Origin of the sequence: Synechococcus sp. H70.1 (assembly GCF_047502705.1) — a bacterium.
In the GTDB taxonomy this organism is placed as follows: domain Bacteria; phylum Cyanobacteriota; class Cyanobacteriia; order Thermostichales; family Thermostichaceae; genus Thermostichus.
Window position 1 is genome coordinate 1 of sequence record NZ_JANSIV010000132.1, and the last position, 3,433, is coordinate 3,433.

The following is a 3,433-nucleotide window of genomic DNA, read 5'->3' on the forward strand; positions in this document are numbered from 1 at the left end:
ATTTCGGGCCGCCTAAACCTTGCCTACCAGGTCTACACGTCGCTGATCAAGGCCGGGATCCTGCCGTCGGAGAAGGTGATAGAGCTATTGCTGTCTTTGGCAAGCCGTCTGGAAAATACACCCACCCAGGATCCGCAGCAGCGTTTGCGGATCTGCCTGAAGCTGCGGGAGATGGCTTTTGAGTTGGATCCACACCAGCGGGATAACACCCAAGTTCTGCTGTTGCGGGCCTTGCAAGCTCAAGACGAGCTGGCCGTCGGCTTCTACGGGCAGGCCCTGGCGGAGCACTTGGCCAGTCTGGGAGATGAGGAGACCATAGACATTACCCAGGAGTCGCTCCTAACCAAACTCCTTACTCGGCTATGGGATGACGGCTACCTGGATCTGTTCTTCGAAGTGGCCACAGCTCTAGAAGCTCATCTCCTAGAGAGTCAGAAATCCGGCTTTGCCGCTCTCCTAGCTCAGCTAGCCCAGGCGGCAGCTCCGGAGCAAGCCAAGCGCTATCAAGGTTTGTGGACAATAGAAGACTTGATCGGCGACTTCTTTCAGAGGGCAGCTCGTGCCCTCTTTGGAGACTCTACCAGCGACGCTTATTCCATCTTGGGAGAAGCCCTTCTTGCGGCAGCCGATAGCCCCCAGGCACAGGAGAACTTCTCGCTGCGCCTATCCCTTCTCTCAGAATCTTTGGGAAAGCTGATCCACGCTGCTCGGCCAGACAGAGTGAGCTTTGCCATTCAGAAAATTATGGATTTACTCACCTCAAGTTCTATTGATCTAGAGTCTCTAAAAGTAAATGAAGAAAATATGCTTGAGAGCTTAACTGTCGCCAAAGCTATTCTCTTTCGAGTCTGTTTTTGTTGGAGCTATCTAACAGATGATCGGTCTCTAATTCGTCGTTACCAGCAACTTGCTGGCAGGATTTTTAACGACTGCCTCAGCCTCATGGCCTCCCAGCGCGATTTCCTGTGGTCAGAGTATTGGAAAAGAAATCAGCAAGATTATCAAACAGTCAGTGGAGAAAGCCGTAAACTTCGAGTTGGTTTCCTGGGCAGCTGTTTCCAGCGACACTCAGTAGGCTTCCTCAGCGAAGCCACTTTGAGAAACTTATCCCGTGATGTGTTGGACATTTGTTACTACTACTACCAGGGTTGGAAAACCGAGGAAATGGCCAGCCGCGACAACATGTATCGGAAGTTTCGATCCCAAGAGAGCCTTCATTTTCGCTTCTTCTCTGAAGGAGTTAGCGCCCCTCAAGTAGCCGCCCAAGCTCGCGAGGATCGCATCGATATCATGGTCTTCATGGACTCCATCACCAGCCACGACGCCAATATCGTAGCCGCTCTGCGGGCTGCCCCTGTCCAAATTGGCTGGCTGGGGGGAGATGCTGTCGGCTTGCCCGAGTTTGATTACTTCTTTGCCGATCCTTATATTCTTCCCGAAGATGCGCAGGCCGATTACCACGAAGAAATTATCCGCCTACCAAGCTATTGTGCAGTTGACCATCTGGACGTTATCCCGGCCGATGAGGTGGACTTCAAAAGTAAGTTAAGAATAGGCCCAAGAGATGTTGTTCTCCTTACTGCGGCCAATGCCTACAAGCGAACTGATGACTGTATCAATGCTCATTTGCAGATTCTAAAAGCCGTTCCCAACGGAATTCTCATCGTCAAAGGCTCAGGGGAAATTGCCACAGTGGTTAGACGCTACCAAGAAAAATCTAAAGAGCTAGGCGTCTTAGACCGCGTCCGCTTTCTGGCCAAAGCTGGGAGTGTGGAAGAGCATCGTGGTCAACTAGGTTTAGTTGACTTAGTTCTAGATACTTTCCCTTACACAGGTGCAACCCACACCATGGAAGCCCTTTATATGGGTGTGCCGGTTCTTACCCTGGTAGGCCGCCATTACTATGGCCGCATGAGCTACAGTCTGCTGAAAAATATCGGTCTCGAAGAGTGCATCACTTGGTCGGTCGAAGAGTTTATCCAACGCGGGATTCAATTGGGCAACAATCCGGAGCAACTCAACCGAATTAAAGAGCAAATCAAAGATTCTCGCCGCTGGTCGATAATTTGGGATCCGCGCGAGCATGCCCGCAGCATGGAAGCTGCCTTCTTCCACATTCTGGAAGGCAAGCCTCATGAAGCCTATGTCTTTCATCCTAACGACTTGTACTCTAGCCCAGACGAATGGAATCAAGCAGGGATCCAGCTCATCCGTTCCCTAGGTGCCGAGGCTTCCGTTTCAGCACGGCAATCTACTTGGGAAGAAGCGTTATCTTTGTGGCGAAGAGGTCTGGCAAGGGATCCCTATCATGTTCCCTGTTGGCTAAACCGAATCCATGCCCTATTGGTATTGGGAGATCGTTCTCGCGCTTTTGAGGATGCCTATGCTCTACTGGAGTTTTTGTCTGCGGAAGCCCAGGGTCTGCGGCCTTCGCAGTCGATAGATGTTCCTATTTGGGTTCAAAGCGAAGGTTTTGCCGATCCCAGTGCTTGTACAAAACACACCTACCTATACTATCTAGCCAAGTGGATGGCCACCCACATTGGGGTTGTGTATAGCCCAGAAGCCATGAGGTTTTGGAACCTAACTTATTCTATAAACCCAGATGACATACAGGCAGCCTTGGCGGTGGGAGTTGAGCTCCTCTCGCAGAGAAAGATAGAAGGACTAGTGCCAATCAACCGCGTGCTCAGTCTCGATCCAAACCATCAATTAGCAGGTCTAGTCAAGCAAATTGCGATGTGGGAAGTTGTACACCAAGTGCGCACAGCTTCTTTGCCTGGCCAGCCGGATCTTTATCTCGACTACGAAAATTGTAGGCTTTCACTAGAACCTTCATTCTCAAGTATCGTGACCCGAGTCCTGCTTACCCAAGGGGAGTGGTTTGAGGAAGAAGTAGATTTCTGCCGTCACTTCCTAAAAGCAGGCATGAATGTTATTGACGTGGGCGCCAATGTTGGGGTGTACACTTTTCTTGCTGCACGCCGAGTCGGCCCGGCAGGCAGTGTGATTGCAGTTGAGCCGACCCCTTCCTGCATTCAACACCTGCAAAAGACAATCAGTGCTAACTCCCTAGACAATATTGTTTCCCTTGTTGAGTCTGCTGCTGGAGACCATGAGGGTACCGTCCAATTTCAGGAAGAAAGGGCTACCGTATTTAACTCCATCAGTGCTTCAGGGCCGGTGTCAGAACAAAGATCAAGAGATGAAAAAGTAGTAAGTCTTACTACTTTGGATTCTATCTGGCGCTCGCAGGGAAAGTCGCAAGTTGATCTCATCAAGATCGACGCAGAAGGCGCCGAAGAGCAGGTCATATCCGGCGCGCTAGAGTTGGTTGCTGCCACCCAGCCTATTGTTATTTTTGAGAATATCAGCGGTTCTAAAGTTACGGGATCTGCTACCGCGAAGATCCTGGAGTCGCTAGGATATGGGT

At 50.7% G+C, this 3,433-nt stretch carries 1 protein-coding gene; it reads left to right on the forward strand.

Going from position 1 to position 3,433, the window contains the following annotated elements; all coding sequences use genetic code 11:
* Positions 1 to 3,433 (forward strand): FkbM family methyltransferase (locus NW827_RS09415; protein WP_414503614.1); only part of this gene is annotated, 3,433 nt, incomplete at both ends.